This window comes from Legionella sp. 27cVA30, from assembly GCF_024160945.1.
In the GTDB taxonomy this organism is placed as follows: Bacteria; Pseudomonadota; Gammaproteobacteria; order Legionellales; family Legionellaceae; genus Legionella_A; species Legionella_A septentrionalis.
This window is the reverse complement of the sequence record NZ_JAMYXK010000001.1, coordinates 471,409-494,924: the sequence shown is the minus strand read 5'-3', so window position 1 is coordinate 494,924 and position 23,516 is coordinate 471,409. Positions and strand designations below refer to the sequence as shown.

Below are 23,516 nucleotides of genomic sequence, written 5' to 3'. Positions count from 1 at the left end.
AACCCTGACCTGTGGATTTGGGAAAGCTGGTTCACAGGAGGCAGGCCATTGCAAATCATTTTGTGAGAAGCCCTGTAGCCTACTAAAGTGATGTTGCGAGCATCTTGTTTTGAGTTTATTTGTATGTCTTTCAATCGGGAGTAAAAATAATGAAGCGATTAGGTAGCGTTATTATAGCGTTAATGTTTACATTAGGATGCGCCAGTGCATTCGCTGAAGGCACAAAGATTGGCGTGGTGGATTTGCAAAAGATCATGCAAACTTCAACGCAAATGAAAGCCATCCAGGAAAAACTGGAAAAGGAATTTAAGCCGCGTCGCGATAAGTTAGTCGCTGTAGAAGAAAACTTGAAAAAGGATATGGAAAAGTTCAAGCGCGACAGTGCAGTGATGAGCCAGTCTCAACGCAAAGAACTCGAGAAGAAGATTGTTAGCACACAACAAAAATTCGAAAGAGAAGGTCAACAATACCAGCAAGAGTTAAGCACGGCACACAATGAAGCAATGGAAGACTTTTATAATAAAATCAGAGCGGCTATTGCTAAAGTAGCAGAAACTGAAAAGTTCGACATCGTGTTGCAAAAAGATGCTGCTCCATTCAGTTCTGAGAAGCTTGATGTAACCAGCAAGGTAATGCAAGCTATTGGCTAATCTATATTCTAATGATTGATGTTGCAACTCTTTCAGTATGTGCAAATAAGCACAAGCTGAAAGAGTTTCATCTGTGTTGATGTCGTTGTTCCTCTTTGATTTTATTCCTCCTTAGTGGGCAGTGATGATGTAAATACAAATTACTGAAATTTGAGCATGTGATGCTCTGTGTCACCTTTAACATAATTAGGTTAATAAACTTAAGAACCAAGCGAGACATAAGTTATGAATGGATCTGTGGATATTAATAAAGTTCTGAAGTTACTGCCTCATCGGTATCCCTTCATTCTAGTGGATAAGGTTTTGGATTATAAGGAATTCGATTATTTGGTGGCGATAAAAAATGTAACCATTAACGAGCCTTTTTTTACAGGGCACTTCCCGGGTAATCCAATTATGCCTGGGGTTTTAATGCTGGAATCATTGGCGCAAGCCAGTGCAATCTTATCCAATTTGTCGCGCACGGCTTCGGAAGGTCATGAATTTTTATATTTTTTTGCCGGAATTGACAAAGCCAGATTTAAGCAAGTGGTTACCCCGGGCGATCAATTGCGGCTTGAAGTTAAGCTGATAGGGCAGAAACGAGATTTTTGGCGTATGCAAGGTGAAGCTTATGTTGGTGATAAACTGGCTTGTTCTGCGGAATTAATGAGTGCGGCGAAGGAAATAAAAAGTGATAAGTGAGAATGCAATAATCCATCCTTCAGCAAAGCTGGCTAAAGGCGTAACAGTAGGCCCAGGCACCATTATTGGTGCTGATGTTGAAATTGGCGAGGATACTTGGGTAGGTCCGCATGTGGTTATCCAGGGACCAACCGTCATTGGTAAAAATAATAAGATTTTTCAGTTTGCCTCTGTGGGTGATGAACCACAAGATATTACTTATAAAGGCGAGCCGACCAGACTTGAAATCGGGGATAATAATATCATTCGCGAGTTTTGCATGATAAGCCGCGGTACTGTCAAAGGCGGTGGCTTGACTCGTTTGGGGAATGATAATTTTTTAATGGCATATACCCACATCGGTCACGATTGCATGGTGGGCAATCATGTCATTATGGTGAATTATTCAGCTTTATCCGGGCATGTGATCGTGCAGGATTATGCCAATATTGGCGCATACGCGGCGGTACACCAATTTTGCCATATTGGCGCTTATGCTTTTATTGCACGCGCTACGTATGTGACCAAGGATGTATTACCCTATGTAATGATTGCCGGACATTCCACTTCAGCTTGCGGCATCAATACGGTGGGTTTACGCCGTCGCGGATTTTCTTCCGCTGCGATTGATTGTTTGCGCCGGGCTTATAAGATCATCTTCCGTAAAGGATTGACAGTTCAGCAAGCCATAGCCGAACTTGAGGTATTACAGAAGGATTGCCCTGAGGTTGTGCCGATGATTGATGCTCTTAATCAATCAACCCGCGGTATAGTAAGATAATGTGGTTCTCTGCCGCTATTGCTGTTGCTAGCGGTGGCGCATTAGGCGCGCTTTCACGTTTTGGCACTGTATTTCTAAGTCAAACCTTGCTGAAGACGCGTTTCCCAGTGGGAACTTTACTGGTTAATTGCCTGGGCTCATTTTTAATTGGTTTGCTCATGCATTTGTTCTTAGAACGTTATGCTGACCAGGCGCACTGGCGTTTGTTTTGGGTTGTGGGTTTTTTAGGCGCATACACTACATTTTCCAGTTATGCCTGGGAAACTTGGGTACTTTATGAAAATGGCCAATGGCTTGGTGCAGTGTTAAATATTATGCTTAACAATTGCATGACTCTGTTATTGGTATTGATAGGTATACAATCTGGACGTTGGCTTGGGGGAGTATAATGGAAGTCAAGATAGCCCGAATTTATCTTAGTGAAGATTCACCCTTGTTGAATGAAATATTTACTTACCTGCATGAGCAACATATTAAAGGCGCCACTTTATTCCGCGGTGTAAAAGGCTTTGGCAGCAGTGGGAAAACGCGTGAAGCGCGTTTTTTGGATTTACATATGGATTTACCGATGGTGATCGAGTTTTTTGATGAACCCAGCCGGATAAATGCAGTGCTAAATTATTTTCAAGAAAAAATTGGCAGTGGCCGTATATTGCAATGGTTAGCAGAGGTTGATTGACATGCTGGATCCCCATTTGTTACGTAATAATCCCGAACTGGTTGCACAACGATTAAAGCTGCGTGGTTTTAATTTTACTGTGGAAAAATTTAAAACTCTTGAAGAGCAGAGAAAAGCGTTACAGGTAGCCACGCAAGCGCTGCAAAATGAACGCAATCAACGTTCCAAAGAAATTGGCCAGGCGAAAGCACGGAATGAAGACATCACGCCTATGCGTGCAGAAGTCACCCGCATTAGCGCTGAGCTGGAAGAAAAAAAAGCTCTTTTGGATAATGTCTTGCAGCAGATTGAAGCCATGAGTTTAAGCCTGCCTAACTTGCCGCATGCTTCTGTGCCGGTAGGGGAGGATGAAAAAGGCAATCAAGAAGTACGCCGCTGGGGAGATATCCCCACGTTTGATTTTCCAGTTCGTTCCCATGATGAATTAGGGGAAGCATTAGGCCAGATGGATTTTGCCATGGCTGCTAAAATCACAGGCAGCCGCTTTGTAGTATTAAGGTCAGAATTAGCCAGACTGCACCGCGCCCTCATTCAATTCATGCTGGATCTCCACATCCGCGAGCACAATTATCAGGAAATTTATGTACCGTATATTGTCAATGCAGAGAGTTTACTCGGTACCGGCCAATTGCCGAAATTTGAAGAAGATTTATTTAAGCTCGCCGGTGAGCAGGGATATTATCTGGCATCCACTGCTGAAATCCCGGTTACCAATACGGTACGTAATACCATTGTTGATGCACAGGCTTTTCCCATACGTTATGTTTGCCATTCTCCTTGTTTTCGCAGTGAAGCAGGTTCTTATGGTAAAGACACCAAAGGCATGATCCGTCAGCATCAATTTGAAAAAGTTGAATTGGTCTGGATAACAACAGCGGAACAGTCTTATGAAGCGCTTGAACAATTAACAAGCCATGCAGAATCTATTCTCAAGCATTTGCGGCTACCCTATCGGGTCATGAGTTTGTGTACCGGGGACTTAGGTGCTGCTTCTGCCAAAACCTATGATTTGGAAGTCTGGTTGCCCAGCCAAAATACCTACCGGGAAATTTCATCTTGCAGCAATATGGAATCTTTTCAAGCTAGGCGCATGCAAGCCCGGTATCGGCATCCTGAAACAGGGGAAATGGCACTGGTGCATACATTAAATGGCTCCGGCTTGGCCGTAGGCCGTACTTTAGTTGCTATTATGGAAAATTATCAGGATAAGGAAGGAAATATTGTCATCCCATCTGTTTTGCGTCCATACATGGGTGGTATGGAAAAACTCAAGAAGTGAAACTAATTTTGCGGCCAAGGCCGTATGCAGGCTAATTTATCGATTCGTGCCAGCATCCTTTAAACCGTTGCAGGCTAAAGGGTGCGCATTTACGCGATAGTCACTATTTCCAGGGAAAGCAACGCATTGACCAAAGATTGCAAGGGTAAACCCATGATGGTGCTTTCCGCACCGCTAACTTCCTTGAATAACCATTTGGCCATGCCTTCGTAATGATATGAGCCGCAACTTTGGTAAGGTTGCTCCTGGTAAAGGTAAGCTTGAATGGTTGACATGCTAAGTGTATGCATGGTCAGTTCGGGGCATTCTTCCTGCTGCCAGATAATTCGGTTATTTTTGGCTATACAAACGGCTGTGAATAATTGGTGTTTTTTCCCACTCAACCGCTGCAGCTGGCCCACTGCATTGGCATGGGTAATCGGTTTGTCAAAATACTCATTATCCAGTATGCACAATTGATCGGCCGCAATAACAGCAGTATCAGGAAAACGTTTGCTGACAGTCAAGGCTTTCTCATGGGCAAGTGTTACTGCCAATGATAACCAATCTTTCTTAAAATCATTTTTTACCGCTGTTTCATCAACCCCTGACGGGATGATTTTAAAATCCAGCCCCACGCTTTTAAGCAAATGTTGCCTGCTTTTTGACCCTGAAGCCAAGATGATTGGTTCTTGATGAATTAAATCAAACATAAGCAGCCACCGATGCCATGAGTAAAAATCCAATGATGACAAAACTAAAGTCGCGCAGATTACAGCAGCGCTCTACCATGACACAGCGCTCCAGACCATGCAATGTCCCCAGGTATAAAAACGTCCCTGCAGAAATGGAAACCAGGATTGGATCAAATAAAGAATTGGTTTCAACTCCCTGCTCAAAATACCAGCCTAAAAATATACCTAATGGCGTCATTAATGCAAAAATCAGAAAAAAGATTAAGCTTTGCCGGGTAGATAATGAACTTTTATTCAATTGTACGGCAATGGCAAAACTCTCCGCCCATTTATGGGTGATGATGGCGAGGAAAAGCATGATGATTACGGATAAATCATGGGTAAATCCCAAGGCAGTAGCAAGCACCAAAGAGTGGATGGACAACATGAGCCAGGCGAGTAAGGCAAATGCAGGATGATTGCCATCATGATGATGATAGAGTTCTTTGCCAAGATGCTCAAACCATAAGAAAATCAGAAAAGTAAGTCCGGTAATAATATAAGCGAAAGGGTACTCATAACCCATGGCGTTGAACATGGCATTGGATTCAGGAAGCATATGCAACAGTGCCGCACCCAGAAAAACGCCGGTAGCCAAGGTTTCACCTAAAGGAAAATCAAAATGTTCGCCATGGTGTTTGCGTTTTTTGAAAGGGTACCAGCCGGCTAGCAAGATGACGGCCAGTATGCTTAGAGCAAAAAAAAGTTTTAGGGTGGAAGTTGCCATGTTTCTGTAATCCTAAGAACAAATTTGAGGGCATTAAAAGTAAATGTTATGGCAGTTATGAAAAGAATTGCACACAAGAATAATTTGCCTGTTAAATAATATTTTCGCACATTTTATTTAGCAAGGGGAATTTATTCTTTTTTACTGCATATTAGATAGAAAAGAAGGCTCGTCATGGGTAAAGATAAGGGTAATGGCACAAATAATCTTTCGGTGGTATTCCTGCTACCAATTTCTATAATGCTTCTTTAATAATTTCCATGGGTTCAACTAAGCTGTAATTATTAAATCGTCCCCAGTAAAGAGCAATAGCACGAATCATTTCCGGCTTTAAATATTGGCGAATGTCCATTTGACTGGTATAGACAGCAATGGCTTCTTGCTTCTTTTTTATAAACTTATCGATGTTGATAAAAACATTAGGCCTAAAATCAACGGTGCTTGACGGAGACAGATAGCTGAATAAATTGGGTACGGTACGGCATGCGATGACTGTTGCCTGATAAGTGCTTCTGTGATCCTGGTGGTAATCGAAGATAGAATGCGTGTACACATGCGTCGGTTTGACTTGCTCAACCACGGTTTCAATAAACTGAATCGTTTCTATACCATTATCTATTTTGGTGTCAAAAAAATCGCCTAAAAAAAGTTTTGCACCTTGAAGTTGTGCCGCTTTTTGTGCTTCTCGCTTTCTAACTTCCGGATCCCCACCAAATCCCCCCATACTTAAAGTCAGGATATTAATATCACTGCCTTCGGATTTTAAGCGCGCCAAAGTTCCGCCGCAGCCAAATTCTACATCATCAGGATGTGCGCCTATGGCGAGAACAACTTTATTATTTTTAGCTTTTTTTAATTTTGATTCTTCGGCTAATTCTAAGGCACGTGTTACAAATTCTTTTTTATCCAGCGGCTTAAAAAATAAGCCATCAGCATGATACTTCATGGCTGTTAAAATAAAATCCACTTTAATATTTTCTGCAATGATTAAAATGGCTGTGGAGGGGTTGGATTTTTTTACTAACCTTGTAATATGGAGATCATTGATTTCAGATACATTAATATCGGTAATCACCAAGTCCCAATCCCTAATAACCGCTTGTTTTTTAGCTTCCTGGTTATCTGCTACATGGGTTATCTCTGCCTTTGGTTGTATCCATTCTATGATCTTTTGAGCAAGAGCAAGATCCGGTTCGATGAGTAAAATTTTATAGAATTTTTTCAAGTTATGTCCTTATGCGGTCACTCTTAAGTTCGATTACAAATCCAATTTAATTATTTCACCATTCATAATGGGGTTTAAAGTTTCCAGTTTACGAAATAAACGCATCCAGTTTGCATCAGGAGTAAATGAGTGGGTTAAGCCTAATTGAAAAGCCTTAAAAAATTGGCCATGTCCAATGGCTATGACAAAACCTCTCATTTTTAATACTGCCTGGTAAAAAGCAAATACGCGCTTTAAAAAATCGGCAAAGGATTCTGCATCCTTACCGTCACAAAAAAGAGGATCACATTTCTGCCAATATTCTTTGATATTAGCTTGAATTTCGGCTTGACTCAGTTCGCCAAGTCGTTGTGATGATAAATACGCAAACTCTTGAATGGGCAAATTAATCGTAGGCGTTTTCGGCCACTTTTGCGTAAAAAATTCACTGGTTTGTTGGGCACGGATTACAGGAGAAACAATAAATAAATCCGGCTGCCTAAGAATTTGCGCAGCACTTTTTCGGGCTTGTTCTATGCCGCGTGCAGTTAAACACGTTTCATTAGGTGTTTTACTCCAGGTACCAGAATTTACTTCCGTTTCACCATGGCGTATCAGCCAAAGATTTAAATCTGGCATAGTGCCTTCCATTCATCGATTGCAAAAAAATGCTCTGTCCAATAACGCACTACCATTAATTCCCTGAAGGGAAGCAAGGATGCGCCTAAAGGTTTGCCCAGTAAATCATCAATAAGCAATTTGGGGATATCAATTCCGGCGGCTGCGGTTAAGGGTAATGTTCCAGGGAATCTTGGGTTTATTTCCAAGAGCTTGAATTCTTTACTGGCATTAGCTTTAAATTGTATGTTTGCTACGTAGGTTATCCCTGTCTTTTGGGCGATATTTAACGCTTTTTCGATTAATTCAGGATTATTTTTGGTTTGCGAAGCAACAGCAATCCCAGAATCAATTTTCATTCTTAAACGAGGTACTGCAGCCAAAACATGGCCTGTCGTGCTTACATACACATCCACCGAATATTCATCACCGGGGAGTAATTCTTGAATGATATAACTTCCGTCTTTAGGAAGACGGTTTAAGGCGGAAGGATTCGCAATCATTGTAGCTCCATGGGAGCCAGCACCCATGCGTGGTTTTGCAAAACAGGGGAAATTGAATTGTGAGGCATTAAATCCTTCATCATATAATTGGAAAGCAGGTGTCACACCAGTTTCTTTACAAAAATTCAATAACTTATATTTATCACGGCATAATTCCAAGCAGGGCAGAGGACTTAAGGGTATTTTTATCCCTGCTGCCGTGAAATCTGCTTTATGTTTGGCAATATGGGATAATTCTGCATCAACTGTCGGGATGAGTAACTCGATTGAGTGTTGTAAACAAAGCTTAAGTAAGGTAGAGGCAAACCCGGGATCCTTGCCGGCGGGAATAATAACCCTATTTTTTGCAGGAACAAGGTATAAGCCTGCTGCACAAGGGTCTATATCAGCCATGACCAATTCATGCGGTTGTGACAGGCTTTTCCAGACGCTCACTGCGGCTGCTCCGCCTGCGCCCGTAATTAAAATTTTCATCGCAGCTCCCTATGCTATGCCCAATATACACGCCATCCGGCGTTAATAAACGTACTGTCATTAAAGAAATAATGTGAACCCTGAACCATTAAAGCCTGATTTTGGGAAACAGGGAAGATCAAGCGGCCATGTATTTCCATGCTTTTTTGTTCCACCAGGTAAGCCGAGCCAAAATTATAAAAAAGATGGTTGTTATATTCTTTGCTAAAGTCCAAAGAGTAAGAAGAATTGTAACCCCCAATTTCTTGGAATGCCCAAAATCCGGTAAGAGACACATTGACTGGTAAATTTGTATACACCGTCATACCCGAAGTTAATAATTGTGTATTCCAGATATCAGGAAAAATGAGGCGTAATCCGCCATACCATTCCAAATTTTTTTGCAGAAACAAGTTCGCTGCACCGAACAACCGATGTTCAAAGGGTAAGTGGTCATGTTGCCGGGCATCGTAACTCACTTGCCAACCATGTTGCTGCGGTACCAGATGTTGGTAGCCGATTAATAGACTGTTATTAGGCAAAAGAGTGGGGCCAATGCCAAAATTGCTTTCAATCTGTCTCGTGTTATGCGTAGCATAAAGGGTTAAGCCATCAGTAGCATTGAGATTGCGGAAATAATTCAAATTAAATCCGTTGGCATGCTCTGGAGGCACCCGATAATCCCCTATGGTGAAATCGAGCATGTTTTTAGTGGCTTTGGCGAGAAGGCTTAAATCCTTTTTTACCTGTTGATCATCGGGATCAAGCGTTAAAACCCTATTAAATACTACATTGGCTTTATCGAATTCGTAATTTGCCATATAAGCTTCGCCAAGCCCTATTAATGCTTCTTTGTTATTAGGTGAGGCAATCAGTAATTGTCGATAAATTTGTAAAGATGGTTCGATTTGATAGGAAAAACGCAAAACCCTTGCTTTACCTAGTAGCGCCGCGCGGTTATTCGGGCTTTTAGCGAGGATTAACTGATAAAGTGCTAAAGATTTATTAAATTCGCCTGCCCATTCATAGGTAGTTGCTAATTCCAAAGCGGGCAGGTCATTGGCAGGCAGCGCATATTGCGCTGCTTTGGTTAGCCAGGTGATGGCATGTTGATAATCACCTGTTTGCAGGGCAACATGGCGGGCCAATAAGCCATGCAATAATAAATTGGAGACTTGATTCGGCGTATTTCGATCGCAGCGCGCCAATATTTTTTGAATTTTTTGGAAAGGCGGATTTGCTGCATTGAGAAGGATAAGCCCTTCGTCGGCGTCACACAAGCTAACAGTCGGCGCGACATTTGCTACCTGTATTTTATGTGCACTTTCTTTTAATCCGCGGTTGGCATCCTGGTTTGCCGGGTTGATGCTTAAGCTTTTTTTGAAGAATTGCTTTGCCAATTCAGTCTGGTTTTGTGCTAATTCAAGCCAGCCCATGCCGTTTAAAGCATCCAGATCTCTTGGGTTTTTAATGAGTAATTGTTGATAGATTTTGCGTGCTTCATTGAATTCTTTTAGTGCCTTAAGCGTGCGTGCTTTACCCAATAAGGCTAGTCTATTTTCCGGGAGCCTTAACAAGATATGCTGATAAATCAGCAAGGCATCATTAAATTGGTTTGCCCATTCATAAGTTATCGCTAATTCAAGATAAATGTTTTGATTGAGTTGCGAGGAAAAAGCAGCAGCTTTTTTTAGCCAGAAGAGTGCATCGTTATAGTGGTTGTTTTGCAAAGCCTCTCTTCTTGCCAGTAAACCCCGCAGTAATAAGGTGTCGGCATTCTCAATTTTACTTACGCTGCATTGTTCTAAGATTTGATTAATTTGCTGAGTCGATGCCTTTTGCTGGTTTAATAAATTTAATCCTTGAGTTGCATCGCATAAAATTGGGGGGCCTTGTTTTTGTAGCTCAGTCAGTTTGATATTCTTAAGTGCGGTTAATGCTTCCTCATTTTCCGGCTGTATTTTTAAAGTTTCTTCGAAATAATTTGTTGCCCTAGCTAAATCATTTTGTGCCGAACTTATCCAGCCCATGCCATTTAATGCATCGGTATCATGCGGATCAACCAGTAAAAATTTTTTATAAATTGCCCAAGCTTTGTCGTATTGCTTTTGCAGACGAAATATTCTGGCTAAACCCAATAATGCTGCCCTGTCCTCGGGGCTTTTTGCCAAAATTAATCCATACAATTCCTGAGCTTTATTCCATTGCTTCATCAATTCATAAGTTGTTGCCAATTCCAGGATGATGGGAAGATTATCAGGAGCTGCAAGCATTGCCTTTTGCAGCCAAATGACAGCTTGCTCATTTTGCTGGTTTTTTCTGGCGAATAAACCATGCAGCAATAAAACAGAGGGCGCATTGGGTGAAATTTTATCGCAGGAATTTAATATACTTTCGATTTGTGCAGGGGAGTAGTAAGTTCTATTTATTAAATTAAGGCCATTATTTACATCGCATAAAATGATGCTTTCTGCATGAAGGGATTGGAAGAAAAATAGAATAAACAGGTAAATTAATTTCATAAGTTATATGTAATTAAGAAATAAAAAAAATAAGGCAACCAGTCCTAGGCTGACGAGTTCACGGCAGAAAATTCGATATTCCCTTTGAATATCACGGGCAATAGCCTGATCAAATTGATAATTCTTAACGGGTGGTGGGTGGTAACGTATGATTCTTTTAGAACTTCTTTTTTCTGTTTTGTCCCAGCGAAGATTGGGTTGTTTAATTTCAGCAATGTAGGCTGCGAAATTAATTAAACATAAAAAAGGGCCATAGCCGATGATGATTAATAAGAAATTGGTTATTCGCGGTGATACCCCAGCGTATTCAAGACGAAATACGATCCAGGAAAAAAACATGCATAATGCACTCCACGCTTCCATAAATAAAAGTAGACCATTATTAATCTTATCCGGGTTATCGTAGGCAAATAAGGTATTGATCAAATAAAAGAAAAATGTGGGATTTATGGAAAAAAACAAGATGGTGAGGGCAATGAGCCCCGGATAGACGATGCCCTCAAACCAACTTAGACGCGAAGTTCTTCTATCGACTATGATGGCAAAAAGAGTGGTATAGAGATAAACAAAAAGACTGACTGAAGCTAAGTAAAAGAAGATATGGGCTGAGTGTTGTTTATTAAGAAAGTAAAGTCCAACCAAACCCAGTGCCGAAGTGATCATGATTATGGGTGTTAACAATACGCAAAACCAGATGACGCCAAAAAAATAACTTCCTAAGCCAGAATATTTACTGCGAAACCAAACGCCTTTGAATGCTTTGGTGATTTGCAAGTTGCCCCGGGCCCAGCGAAACCGTTGTTTCCATAATTCAAGTATTGTGGTGGGTTCTTCGGCATAAACGAAGGCATTGCCCTCATAAATTACCTGCTTGCCAAGCTTTTGCGTTGCCAAGGTGGTATAGGTATCTTCAGCTAATGTCGATGTATCGATATGCCCGCCTAGAGCTTCAATATTGGCACGGGTATGCAATTGTGCGCCGCCAGCCAGGCAGGCCACAACCCCCATTACATTTTGCGCTCTGCGGGCAATAGATTGCGATACGATATACTCATAGCCAATGGAGCGGGTGATGTAATTGGTATTGCGGTTCCCAACTTTAATATACGCTGTGACAGCTCCCACTTCGGGATCAGATAAATGTCTAGTCATGCGCCTTAAAGCATCTTTTTTGAAGGAAATGTCTGCATCAATCAGCAAAACTGCCTCTGTCCATGGATCAGCAAGAGCAACATCCAATCCATAATTAACAGCATAAGCTTTGCCTTTTCCTCCTCCCTCCTTGCGCACATGAAAGACATTTTCCGGAAATTCCTGTTGCTTGCGGCTTAAAATTTCCTGAGTATTATCCGTGCTGCCATCATCAATGATATATAAACGTAAGGCTGCAAGAGGGTAATCAATTTTTAATAAAATATTGATGGTATGTTCGAGCACTTGGCCTTCATTCCAGGCTGGGATGATGACAGCCGTCTGTGGGCAATAATCCTTGCATTTCCTGAGATGGTTTACGAAAACATGTAATCCGGCGAGGTTATATTCTATAAAAAAAGTAATGACTGGGATGGTTCCGGAAAGTGCCATGCCTAAAAGGAGATAATAGAGGATGGTATGCAGCCATTGGCTTTGGTTTGCCGGGTGAGGATAGGCATCATTGGCGACGGGTAAGTTTTCTTCTAGCGCTTTTTGCGCGTTTTGTGGCAATGAAAAAGTTATTGCACTTTTGCCTGTCGGGATTATTTCTGCGGGTTTGGCAGATGCGGTTTGCTGGCTACAAAAAATTAATACTATAGAAAAAATAATCAGGCGGGAGGTGAGAAAGCATCCCATTCTTTTTATGAATAAATTATTCATCAATTAGAAAATATAAGGTATTTGTTTTTGAATCTCCATTATCATATTCATCCGGTTTTGAATCTACAGCCTGTTGAAAAAAAACTATTTTTTCTTCTTTATTCAGGATAGGGGCAATTCCTTTTATTAATATCCATCGCCATGCCGGCTCCACCTTCGCCAATTTCCCGCTAATCAACCCCCGGATAGCGGGCGAGGCATGCAGCAGCCAATCTTTATGCAATAAATATCTGGTGATCGCTGTAAAAGGTAACATTTGCATGCCAAAAGAATATTGCAACCCACATCGATAAGCGTTTGTACAGCTTACAAAATAAGCATTAGCATCGACTTTACTGGCCCATAAATTTCCAACGACCTGATTATTTTTCTTAAATTGTTCACTGTAAACGGAATTATTGGCGGCAATTTGCCAATATAATTGTGCTGCTCTTAGTTCTCTTCCCATAAGAAAGCATGCCCAGGCATACGTGTCTTTATCTTGTATTGCTTTGGCATATAATGCTAACGCGTAGTAAGCATGTACGGCTTCACTGCTGGATTGTTGATTTTGCCCTGCCGCAGTTGCCGTTAAGCCTGATGCCCAGGAATGTCCCGCATAGTCATCCTGATGTCGCTGCAGAGGAAAATATGGGTTATTAGGATCTTTATTTGCGTAATCAAGGATAAGATTATTGATCCATTCCCTGGGAGTAAAAGATTTTGTTTTAAGAGGTGTATTGAGCCATTGGGGGTCAAATTTTGCCAGTACTGCAAAAGCATATACCCAGTAACCATAGTGATAATGGTGATCATTGTAATGGCGGGCGCCATAGTCGTCCTGGCTAGGTATAATTCCACCCCAAGTTTCATCATACTGAAAAAACCAGGATGATTGCCCCAGCATTTTTTCTTCTAATATTAATTCAAGGCGGGCAAGCATCTCATGCATGAGGTCGAAAGCATGCAAATAATCGGCAATAAGAATCAGTCTGGCTATGCGAGCCATCCGTTTTCCAGTAAGGTAGGGGCCCTCGCTAGGAAATTTATCTTTTATGAAGGCAGTGGCCTCAACTTTAAGCGATTGGCGCAGAATGGTTATTTGTGCGGGTGACAGCGTTTTAGGCTCTAGGAATAAAATAGGCAATCGTGGGAGTTCTATGTGCCAATCTTTTTGTGTTTGCGCCGCCAGCAACCCTTTCATGCCCCAATAATGCACAGGGACAATTTCCATTAAACGGCTGCGTTGATGCGGCAGGGAAAGCATGAGGGGAGGTTTGCCATCTTGTGTCTGCCAAGACCATGAATAAATTAAACTCTTATCAGTAAGCAAATAATTTTGTTTATAATCCAGGGGAATGGTTTGGCTATACGCATCAAGAATAGACTCATCATTGTTAATTCCCTGAGGAGTATCCGCTTGCAGGATGAGTCTTATCCATCCTGAGTATTCTTTGGTGGCCAGTAGCGTTTCCCCGTCACGGCCAGTAGTCCATGTGAAGGAGATGGGATACTCACTGTACATGATCCACGTTTGCGTATTGGTTTCATCAAGCGCCAATTTGATTTCAAAGCGATTGGTTTCTTTTAATGGCTGCGCTTGCTGCGGTTGTTTATTGATACTCAACCATTTAAACCGGCTAGTGAGCTTAGGTGTCGTTTCGGTAAACACTTCGGTAAGATAAGGAGAACCTTGGATGATGGGGGCGTTAATTTTTTTATGCTGCGGGTTTGTCCATTGCAGCATTACCTGCATCCCGTGATAAGAACGCAAGCCAAAATCGTCCATGTCCTCTTGGCAACCCAAGGTTAATTGATCTTCATACTGGTAAAAAAGTGCTGAAATAATATTTGGATACGCAATTTCTGCATAAGTGTGAGGGGAGGAATAACTCAAGCCTATGCCTTGCTTGCTGATTTTTAGCAAATAGGGGGAAACATTAACTGGTTCATTTAAGCCCTTATTAATTAGAGCAAAATTTATAAACCATGCATTAGTGGGGTAAGGTTTTTTATTTGTGAGCCAAAGGTTTGACGGCACGAGTTTATTATGAGTTGCAGGAAAAATTTCCTGTAAAGAGGGTGAGGCATTGATAGCGAATGCGAGCAATCCCAAAATGAATGCAATTAATTTATTCATCATACGTTGTCATTGTTTTTTGCGCCGACGCAGATAGATGTAAAGTGGGACGAGAAAGACAAAGAGGTAAATAAATACTTGTGGATGATGTGTTACGTAAAATAAGCTATTTCTAGCCCAATTCTTAATATGAAGCCAAACCTGGTTTTTTAAAGGGATATAGCGCGCATCATCACTGTTTATGATTTGTACGGAATGGTCTGAATTGATCAGGGCGATGTTGCCATTGAGGTCATTGCGCAATTTATCATCAGTAAATGTGTTGACTGCTTGTGCTAGACCAGCCTCATCTGTACCGCTCATTAAAAATACGGCATGAGTTTCGCTCCAGGGTGAAGAAACGAGTTCAAGTAGCCCGGTCGCATTTTGTCCTTCAAGAGTAAGAGTTTTTTGTGAAAGCATTAAATTGCGTTCATTATTCTTAAGGCGAAATGGCATGTAATCAAAGGCAAATTGCACCCAGGGGTTTTTCGCTGCTGTCCCGTAAAGAATAATATTATGGGTGCGGATATATTCTTCAGTAGCCGTGGCACTATCCAGAAAATTAAAAGAAATAAAGTTTGGCTGCATGAGCCTGCCAAACGTAAACATAAAATGGGTTAAATTACTTATGTCTTGCTTCGAGAGTTGCGCGGGCACTACCAGCGTGATTTCCTTAGCAAACGGTACTGGCAGCTGATTTAGCGTGGCTTGCGGAAATTTCTCAAAAAACAGCGTATCAAACTGGGTTTCAGAATGGATGGTCGCCCAGACTTGATCATAATTGATCAATGTGCAACGTTCATCCTTAAGGTGTAGATTAATGATGTATTCCAGGGTGTTAACACCAGGCTTCATGGCGTCAACATCAATATCGACGTTCCAGGCTGAATGTTCCTGCGTCAAAATAAAGGATGATTGTTTCAAGCCATTCACCAACAAGGTAATCTGCGAGCTGTCTTTCCCGGTAAATCCGGGAGCGGTTATGTAGGTCTTTACTTTGGAGCCGGTGGGGGTGCGATTATTAGGTAGCGGTATATCGTAAGTGAGTTTATGTTTACCCAATCCTGAGACACTCTGATCGGGATAACCCAATTTTTTTAGCGAGGTTTGATACCAATTTGGTATCACTTTTTCTTCATCATTTTGTTTAACTTGATGGACTATCGCAGTTTGCCCGGTGGCCATTTGGCTAAACTCCGGCATAAAAAGTGCCTCGATTGCTTTATGCAATGCTGCAAAATTATTCCCGGTGATGGTTAACAAGCCGTATAGATTATTAAAAGGAGAAGGTGCAAGCATTAGAAAGCCGGAATTTTGCTGTTGATTGCCACGGATGGCGGGTTTTGCCAGTATGGAAGACGTGAGCGTGTTCAAGCCTAAATGTTCGATAATCCCGATTAAAATCAAATTTTGATTCTTTTCTTCTGTTGTCAATTCAGAAATGCTTTTCACATTGAGCATAATTTTGCGGTTATTACTTAATGACCCAAGGTGCAGCGAGAGGTTTAGCAAAGAAAAGATTTCTTGTTGATTAGTTTGCGGAGGTAATAGCAACATGAGTGGCACTGGTCCCAAAGTTGCAGGATTGACGAATAATCCAGGCAACTGATTTAAGGATGCTGAAAATGGTGTGGAAATGCTGGTAATGGTAATGCTGCTTTCGGGTGAAATATAAATCCAGAGATTGGGGTTACATAAATTGGCGCTTCCGGCAAGGTATGCCATGAATTCTAATGCTTGCCAATCCTTGGAAAATTGGCTTGGCGGCAATTCAATATCCAAGCTTAGTTCTTGGGTAACATCCGCCGGTAATGAGATTCTGCGCAAAATAGTATCGTTGAATTTAATATCCAGCCGTGTTTCTTCACTCAATAACGGTGAAAAATTAACTTTCAAGTGCAAGATTGCTTTTTGAGGATTTATCTTTTTTGCAATGGGTAGATAAAAAGTATGAACAGGCGCATAGCCGTTTAAGGTAACTTTATTATCCCAACCCAATTCTGCAAATGTATAAGTATTGGTAGCAGTTTTCCAGTTGGGTGAAATTGGCAGCGAGTCACTTGCAGCGGCAGAAACCGTGTATGATTTTAATAAGATAAGGATAAAGAAGCATAAGAATTGCAGGCGTAAAAATCCTTGGTTATTCGCCGGATGCAGTGTCATTTTCCATAGCATGGGAAGCTCAATACCCACTTATTAATTAATTTACTATATAAGTTATTAACTCTATATGTCTACTAGCATTTGCCGGTTGTGGTAAAGAGGCGTATGTCACTTATCGGGTACTGCTTGGCTGTTCTGGCTTGGCTGCAATCCTGCAAAATTTGTTTGACATTCACATGGTCATGGCAAAACAGGTCAATTATTAACTTCCCATCGAGATAATGTAAGACCCAGGAATCAATGCAGGGAAACTGGGCTTGCAAGGGTAATAAAAATTCTTGCTCAAGCGTGCCGCGGTTAGGTAAATGCATGGACGGACATACGGTTTCGTCATCTTCAGGGTCAACGTGTACAGTGACATCTTTAACTTGCGGCATTTGCTTTAATAAAGCATGATGCACATGTTGGGCAATGAAATGTCCCTCCGATACGGATATATGGGGTGCCACCAAAATGTGTACGTCAACATATACATCGCGGCCCATGGAACGGCTACGTAATTGGTGAATCTTCCATACGCCATCCACTTGTCTGATGACATGTTCGATTTCGGCCAGCTGGACAGGATCGATCGCTGTGTCTACCAATTCTTTGATGCTGTTCCATCCATAACTTAAGCCCATTTTTACAATCATTAATCCGACGATAATGGCTGCGGCGGCATCCAAATAAAGATAACCGGCCATACTACCGAGCAAACCGATTAATACTACGATGGATGAAGCAGCATCGGAACGATGATGCCAGGCATTGGCAATGATAAGATCGGAATGAATACGCTTGGCTATATGATGAGTATAATGAAAAAGAATCTCATTGGCTGCTATGGAAAGCAGGGTAATGGGGAGCGTTAAAACCCCTGGCATATCATGGCTTTGTTTGATGATTTCATCCAGGGCGTCCCAGGCGATGCCTGCACCGGCTAACACTAAAAGAAGCGCCAACAGGAAAGTTGCTGCAGTCTCGATCCTTTGATGACCATAAGGATGGGAGGAGTCTGCTTCCTGACTGCCGTATTTTGAAGCGAAGACCACCATAATATCAGTAAATAAATCAGAAAAAGAATGGATGCCATCAGCAAACAAAGCGTGGGAGTGATAGGCAATGCCGCCGATAATTTTAATTAAGCCGAGAAAGGCATTAACAAGAGCGCCGGTTAAAGTGACTTTTTTGGCTTGAGAATACCGCTCCTGTTTTTGCATGGTTTTATTTTGTATCAATCAAGGTAGAAGAATAGTGTAACAAGCAGCAGGGCGGGTCAAGTCATCTCTTGCTTTTAATAGGCTTTTTACAATTGTTACACAGAGTTATCCACAGTTTTTGTGAATAACTGACCTGAAAATAAAAAGGGTAGACATCTAAAAAATGCTTATAGGCAAAAGAGTTAAGATAAAAATGAAAGGAATCAGGGTATTTTGGCAGAAATGGAATAAAAAAGTTATCCACAAGTTGAAAAATAAAGAGACACGCCATATTAGCAGAGAAAAATTAAAAAAACACTCTTGCTTTTTTAATTTTTTTATCCCTGTAAGAAAATTTCAAAATTCCCCAGCCAACGCTTGGCTATGTGCCGCGCCAAGGCGGGTTGTGTGTGTATGAGTTCGTTTGCTATGGGTGATAGAAGCGGGAGCAGAGCATGATCCCGTTGCAAGTTGGCAATCTTGAATTGGTGGTAACCGGTTTGCCTTGTTCCTAGAACTTCTCCGGCACCGCGCAATTGCAAGTCTTTTTCCGCAATTAAGAATCCATCACAAGTCGAGCGCATTACTTCAAGGCGTTGTTTGGCAGTTAAGGATAAGGGGGCTTGATAGAGAAGCAGGCAATGCGACTGCGTGTGGCCGCGGCCTACCCGCCCCCGTAACTGATGCAGTTGCGATAGCCCCAAGCGCTCGGCGTTTTCAATGATCATTAAGCTGGCATTTGCTACATCCACACCCACTTCAATTACGGTGGTAGCAACCAATAAATCAATTTCTCCTTGTTTAAAGGCAGCCATGGTCTGTTCTTTTTCCCGGCTTTTCATGCGCCCATGCACCAGCCCAATTTTTATTCCAGGTAATTGTTCTTGCAAATTTTGCGCTGTCGCGATGGCTGCCATGCACTGCAATTTTTCCGAGTCTGTGATGAGGGTGCAAACCCAATATACTTGCCGGCCATTGGCAATGGCTTCCTGCAATCGTGCTATAACAAGCTGCCTTTTTTCCTGGTTGATGACGGCGGTAACAACCGGAGTGCGTCCTGGCGGCAATTCATCCAAAACGGAAATATCCAGATGGGCAAACTGCGTCATCGCCAGTGTTCTTGGAATAGGGGTGGCAGTCATTAATAATTGATGCGGTGATAATTCGTTACTTTGCCCTTTTTGTTGCAACAACAAGCGCTGCTCAACTCCAAAGCGATGTTGCTCGTCGATGATCACAAGCCCAAGACGGGAAAAATGTACTTCTTCCTGAAACAGCGCGTGGGTGCCAATGATCAAATTGCATCGATGGTCTGCAAGGGCGGCCAGTGTTTTTTTGCGTTCACTATGTTTCATTTTACCGCTTAAACGATGCACTGAAATGTCTAAAGCGTTAAACCAACTCATTAAATTTTGCGCGTGTTGTTCGCTAAGAAGATCGGTGGGCGCCATAAGCGCCACTTGATAGCCATTTGCTATGGCTTGTAATGCAGCCAATGCGGCAATAATTGTTTTCCCGGCTCCTACATCACCTTGCACCAGACGCAGCATGGGTTTCGGCAGCGTTAAATCTTGTGCAATTTCATGACTTACGCGCACTTGCGCATGGGTCAGGGAAAAAGGCAACATTTTTAAAAATTGCTCTTTAATGGAGTCTTGCATGGCTAATGCCGGCGCTGACCATGCCGAGCGTTGTTGTTTGGCGAATGTCATGCTAAGCCGCTGTGCGAGCAGCTCGTCAAATACCAGCCGTTGCAAAGAAGGGTGGGTCCCTTCTTCCAAATGCTTGATAGGAACTTCTGGCGGGGGATTGTGCAAGTTTTCCAAAGCGGCGAAGAGCGGTGGAAAATTATGCTGTTGTAATTGTTGAGGCTGCATCCATTCAAGCAAGTTGCACTCTTCTTTAGTAAGGCTTAGGGCTTTTTTTACCAACTGTCGCAAGCGCGTTTGCGTCAATCCCTGCGTGGTTGGGTAAATCGGGGTAAAATTTTCTTCAACCAGGCATTCTGCTTCTTGTTGCAGCAACTGATATTCTGGATGAATCATTTCCAATTGATTTGCAAATTCTCGTACCTCGCCGAACGCACGGATCATGTGACTTTCATTCAAGAGCTTTGCTTGTTGTTTGTTAAAATGAAAGAAGCGCAATTTCAAGATGCCGCTTTTGTCCTCGACATAGCAATAAAGCATCATGCGTTTGCCGTATTTAATATCCGTTTTCACTACGCGCCCTGCAATGACGCACCATTCATTCGCACGCAAATCAGCAATGGGAGTAATCCGCGTGCGGTCTTGATAACGATACGGCAGATGAAACAATAAATCCTGAATGGTCACAATGCCGCATTTGGCCAGTTTGCTAGCCAAGGTGGGGCCAACCCCGGGTAAGGATTCGCAAGATTTGCTTAACACGGTATGATTTATATTAAAAAACATTAATAATAACAGGAAAAAAGCAACAGACGAAATGAGTCAATATATGAATCGTACCATTACATTTGCCGCAGGATTGCTCACGGTGTGGTTGATTGGTTATTTATTGATTGCAGGGCGGGGAATATTGATTCCGCTCATCATCGCTCTTTTTATATGGAATTTTTTAAATACCATTTACAATGCGATCGAGCGCACGCCCTTAGTTGGAGCGCGTTTGCCGAATTGGCTAAGCATGTTGCTTGCCTTTGTTATAGTGGCTGTATTGGGCAGTATCCTTGTCCATATTATTTCCAATAATGTCAATGAGGTAATCACAGCTTCACCACGGTATCAAGAGAATTTATCGGGTATTTTAAATCGGCTGGATGCCCGTTATGGCATTAAAACCATGATGACCATGGATGGAATTTTCAAAGATTTGAACATGCAAGCGCTGGCGGTCAATATTTACGGCGTGTTCACCACCTTGACCAGTTCGGCAGTGTTAATTTCCTTGTATATTGTCTTTTTATTTGTAGAACAACATTATTTTCGTCAAAAAATGAATGCGCTGTTTCCGCAGCTTGGGCATAGGCAACTGGTGGACAGCATTCTTTCCCACATCGTGAAGGATACGCAAACTTATTTAGGATTGAAAACTCTTTTAAGTTTAATCACGGCAACGGCCAGCTGGATTATCATGAAATTGGTTGATCTTGATTTTGCAGAATTTTGGGCATTGCTCATTTTCTTTTTAAATTACATCCCCAATATCGGCGCCATCCTCGCTACTGCTTTTCCTGCCTTGCTGGCGCTTATTCAATTTACAACCTGGCTGCCTTTTATCATCGTTACTTCTGGGATTATTTTAGTGCAATTCATCATCGGCAATATTGTCGAGCCGCGTTTCTTAAGCAAATCATTAAACTTAAGTCCATTGGTGATTCTAATTGCCTTGGGTTTTTGGGGGAGCATTTGGGGCGTGCTGGGGATGTTTCTTTCCGTACCTATCACGGTCATGATGATGATCATATTTGCACATTTTGATGCTACGCGTCCCATAGCTATTTTGCTGTCGCAAGATGGTTATGTAAAACGCAGCTATGAAGCCATTGAATGAGTGGCAAGTATCAAGTTTAAGCGGGGCTTTTAAAGGATGTCGCACTCAATCCTTTGCAACTGATGCAAAAAAGCGCATAATAATCTCTTTTTAGATGATTAAAAGTTATGAAAGGAACGGTTGAGGAATTATTGCATCTAGCCGTAAGGACGCTGCAACAAGCAGGGATTGTTCCGCAAGAATTTGCGGTTGAAGTTAAAGTGGAGCGGACTAAAGATGAAAAACATGGCGATTTTGCCACGAATCTAGCTTTAATACTGGCCAAGCCGTGTGGCGAAAACCCGCGAAAACTGGCTGAGCGCCTGGTTGAATCCATTCCCGAGCATCCCTTGGTAGAGCGCATCGATATAGCAGGTCCAGGCTTTATCAATTTTTTCATGCGCGCTCTGGAGCGAGCGCAAACCATAGCGCAAGTGTTGATGCAAGGTGAAAAATTTGGCCAAAGCCAGTTAGGCCAAGGGCAGAAAATAATTTTAGAATACGTTTCAGCCAATCCCACAGGCCCACTGCACGTGGGGCATGGCCGCAGCGCCGCTTTTGGCGCCACCTTGGCCAATTTGCTGATGGCTGCAGGATTTAATGTAAGCCGCGAATATTATGTAAATGATGCAGGGCGGCAAATGAATATTCTTGCCGTAAGCGTTTGGCTGCGTTATTTAGGTTTGGCAGGCGAGGACATCGTGTTTCCTGCCAATGGCTACCGTGGCGATTATGTGCATGCCATTGCCCAACACATACTGGAAAACCATGGCCGTGATTATGTGCACAGTTGGTATGTGGTCAGCATGGATTTGCCGCCTGATGAACCCCAGGGGGGCGATAAAGAACTTTACATCGACGCCCTCATCCGTTCTGCACAAAAACACTTGGGTAGCGCAGGCTTCGCTCTTTTCCACCAGGAAGCTTTACATTCCGTTTTGGCTGATATTAAGGATGATTTGGCGGAATTCGGGGTGGAGTATGACCGCTGGTTTTCCGAACAATCTCTATTGGATGATGGCTCAATCGGCAAAGGCATCCAAGCTTTAAACGATGCAGGGCACACCTACGAGCAAAACGGAGCATTATGGTTTCGTGCAACTGCTTTTGGCGATGAAAAAGACAGGGTGCTTATTCGCGCCAACGGGCAAACTACGTATTTTGCTTCCGATGTAGCCTACCATTGGAATAAATATGATCGAGGCTTTGATCGTGTGATTGATATTTTTGGTGCCGATCATCATGGCTATGTCACGCGGGTAAAGGCGGCTGTGAATGCTCTTGGGCATGATGACAACGCTCTGGACGTGTTATTAGTGCAATTTGCTATCCTGTATCGCGGCGAAAGCCGGGTACAAATGTCTACCCGCAGCGGTTCTTTTGTAACACTGCGCGAATTGCGTGAGGAAGTAGGCAATGATGCGGCGCGTTTCTTTTACGTCATGCGCAAGCCTGAGCAACACATGGATTTTGATTTGGATTTGGCTAAATCGCAATCCAATGATAACCCTGTTTATTATATCCAATATGCGCATGCACGCATCAGTAGTGTTTTAAGGCAGCTTCGCGAGCGCAACTTAAGCTGGGATGAAAACTTAGGGTTGGCTCATATTAACCTTTTAGCCGAACCACAAGAAGCCAATTTGATATCATTGTTAAGCCGTTACCCTGAAGTTGTTGAAATTGCAGCAAGAACTTGTGAACCGCACCAGATAGCTTATTATTTGCGTGAGTTGGCAAATGGATTACATAGCTATTACAATGCTGTACCGCTTTTGTGTGAGCCTGAAACACTTCGCTCTGCGCGGCTGTGTTTATTAACTGCTGTACGTCAAGTATTACGCAATGGTATGCAAATATTGGGTGTATCTGCTCCGGAGAGTATGTGAGATACCCTGATTCAATCAAGGGA

General features: G+C 42.4%; 19 protein-coding genes. 8 read left to right on the top strand and 11 right to left on the bottom strand.

The features are described 5' to 3' along the window. Positions 1-149 precede the first annotated feature (149 nt). From NKV53_RS02135 to serS, 6 genes are all read left to right on the top strand, one after another. A complete protein-coding gene (locus NKV53_RS02135; RefSeq protein ID WP_126954656.1) occupies positions 150-650 on the top strand; it encodes an OmpH family outer membrane protein in 501 nt (166 codons plus the stop codon). Positions 651-875: 225 nt separating this feature from the next. Beyond that, positions 876-1,334, top strand: a complete 459-nt coding sequence (fabZ, locus tag NKV53_RS02130) for a 3-hydroxyacyl-ACP dehydratase FabZ (protein ID WP_126954657.1) — start codon at positions 876-878, stop codon at positions 1,332-1,334. Further along, the gene (lpxA, locus tag NKV53_RS02125; protein ID WP_126954658.1) at positions 1,324-2,094 is read left to right on the top strand and encodes an acyl-ACP--UDP-N-acetylglucosamine O-acyltransferase; all 771 of its coding nucleotides are present in this window, start codon (positions 1,324-1,326) and stop codon (positions 2,092-2,094) included. Before fabZ ends, lpxA begins: the two co-directional genes overlap by 11 nt. Then, complete coding sequence (crcB, locus tag NKV53_RS02120; RefSeq protein ID WP_126954659.1) at positions 2,094-2,483, top strand: fluoride efflux transporter CrcB; 390 nt, start codon at positions 2,094-2,096, stop codon at positions 2,481-2,483. The genes lpxA and crcB overlap by 1 nt, the downstream gene beginning before the upstream one ends. After that, positions 2,483-2,773: a DUF190 domain-containing protein gene (locus NKV53_RS02115; RefSeq protein WP_126954660.1), complete on the top strand. Its 291-nt coding sequence runs from the start codon at positions 2,483-2,485 to the stop codon at positions 2,771-2,773. The genes crcB and NKV53_RS02115 overlap by 1 nt, the downstream gene beginning before the upstream one ends. Position 2,774: 1 nt before the next feature. Further along, positions 2,775-4,052, top strand: coding sequence for a serine--tRNA ligase (gene serS, locus NKV53_RS02110; RefSeq protein WP_126954661.1), 1,278 nt, complete (start codon positions 2,775-2,777; stop codon positions 4,050-4,052). A gap of 89 nt (positions 4,053-4,141) precedes the next feature. Here serS and NKV53_RS02105 read toward each other — a convergent pair whose 3' ends face one another. The 11 genes from NKV53_RS02105 to recG form a co-directional block, all read right to left on the bottom strand. After that, on the bottom strand, positions 4,142-4,744 hold the full coding sequence (locus NKV53_RS02105) for a nucleoside triphosphate pyrophosphatase (protein ID WP_253350611.1): 603 nt from the start codon (positions 4,742-4,744) through the stop codon (positions 4,142-4,144). Beyond that, positions 4,737-5,492, bottom strand: coding sequence for a ZIP family metal transporter (locus NKV53_RS02100; protein ID WP_126954663.1), 756 nt, complete (start codon positions 5,490-5,492; stop codon positions 4,737-4,739). Before NKV53_RS02100 ends, NKV53_RS02105 begins: the two co-directional genes overlap by 8 nt. A 235-nt stretch (positions 5,493-5,727) precedes the next feature. Next, positions 5,728-6,717 (bottom strand): PIG-L family deacetylase, encoded by a 990-nt coding sequence (locus NKV53_RS02095; RefSeq protein WP_126954664.1) that lies wholly within the window; start codon positions 6,715-6,717, stop codon positions 5,728-5,730. 33 nt (positions 6,718-6,750) lie between these two features. Beyond that, entirely contained in the window at positions 6,751-7,335 is a 585-nt protein-coding gene (locus NKV53_RS02090; RefSeq protein ID WP_126954665.1) for a phosphoglycerate mutase family protein, read from the bottom strand. Beyond that, positions 7,323-8,291: an ATP-grasp domain-containing protein gene (locus NKV53_RS02085; RefSeq protein ID WP_253350609.1), complete on the bottom strand. Its 969-nt coding sequence runs from the start codon at positions 8,289-8,291 to the stop codon at positions 7,323-7,325. The genes NKV53_RS02090 and NKV53_RS02085 overlap by 13 nt, the downstream gene beginning before the upstream one ends. 14 nt (positions 8,292-8,305) lie before the next feature. Next, positions 8,306-10,792 carry a tetratricopeptide repeat protein gene (locus NKV53_RS02080; protein WP_127032385.1) on the bottom strand — a complete coding sequence of 829 codons (2,487 nt, stop codon included), beginning with the start codon at positions 10,790-10,792 and terminating at the stop codon, positions 8,306-8,308. Between the two features lie 3 nt (positions 10,793-10,795). Then, positions 10,796-12,646 (bottom strand): glycosyltransferase, encoded by a 1,851-nt coding sequence (locus NKV53_RS02075; RefSeq protein WP_253350607.1) that lies wholly within the window; start codon positions 12,644-12,646, stop codon positions 10,796-10,798. Then, positions 12,639-14,768, bottom strand: a complete 2,130-nt coding sequence (locus NKV53_RS02070) for a glycosyl hydrolase (RefSeq protein ID WP_126954669.1) — start codon at positions 14,766-14,768, stop codon at positions 12,639-12,641. Before NKV53_RS02070 ends, NKV53_RS02075 begins: the two co-directional genes overlap by 8 nt. 6 nt (positions 14,769-14,774) lie before the next feature. Further along, positions 14,775-16,922 (bottom strand): cellulose biosynthesis cyclic di-GMP-binding regulatory protein BcsB, encoded by a 2,148-nt coding sequence (locus NKV53_RS02065; protein ID WP_253350606.1) that lies wholly within the window; start codon positions 16,920-16,922, stop codon positions 14,775-14,777. A gap of 62 nt (positions 16,923-16,984) precedes the next feature. Further along, positions 16,985-18,112, bottom strand: a complete 1,128-nt coding sequence (locus tag NKV53_RS02060; RefSeq protein ID WP_253350605.1) for a cation diffusion facilitator family transporter — start codon at positions 18,110-18,112, stop codon at positions 16,985-16,987. Between the two features lie 317 nt (positions 18,113-18,429). Next, positions 18,430-20,502, bottom strand: coding sequence for an ATP-dependent DNA helicase RecG (gene recG, locus NKV53_RS02055; protein WP_126954678.1), 2,073 nt, complete (start codon positions 20,500-20,502; stop codon positions 18,430-18,432). A gap of 67 nt (positions 20,503-20,569) precedes the next feature. Here recG and NKV53_RS02050 point away from each other — a divergent pair, with 67 nt between their 5' ends. Further along, positions 20,570-21,625, top strand: coding sequence for an AI-2E family transporter (locus NKV53_RS02050; RefSeq protein ID WP_126954672.1), 1,056 nt, complete (start codon positions 20,570-20,572; stop codon positions 21,623-21,625). A gap of 107 nt (positions 21,626-21,732) precedes the next feature. Further along, positions 21,733-23,493: an arginine--tRNA ligase gene (gene argS, locus NKV53_RS02045; protein ID WP_126954673.1), complete on the top strand. Its 1,761-nt coding sequence runs from the start codon at positions 21,733-21,735 to the stop codon at positions 23,491-23,493. Positions 23,494-23,516: the final 23 nt, after the last annotated feature.